Consider the following 335-nt stretch of genomic DNA (forward strand, 5'->3'; position numbering starts at 1 on the left):
AGCCCGGTGGAATCAATTACCAGGTGTGCGATTTCACCCCGGGTGGGCGTTTTGAAACTGACATTAACCGACTTTGCGCGCTTGCTGACACTGGTGTAATCCGGGCAGCGCAACGGAACATTCATCAGTGTAAAAATGGAATCAATAAAACCCTGTGCAGCCCGCAGGGTCAACCTGAACACGCGTTTAATGACCAGAACGGTGGTGATGGCGAGATCAGAATAGCGCTGAGGTCTTCCCCGTGATGAAGGCGTTGCCGACTCATACCAGGCCTGAATAGCTTCATCATCCAGCCAGAAAGTTATGGAGCCACGGTTGATGAGGGCTTTATTGTA

1 protein-coding gene is annotated in these 335 nt (G+C 51.3%); it reads right to left on the bottom strand.

From position 1 onward, the window contains the following. The coding region (locus AC2FCQ_RS24680) for a transposase (RefSeq protein ID WP_490309174.1) at positions 1–335 on the bottom strand (335 nt) is incomplete at both ends.

Source organism: Serratia sp. CoH_134_PS_4 (genome assembly GCF_058190535.1).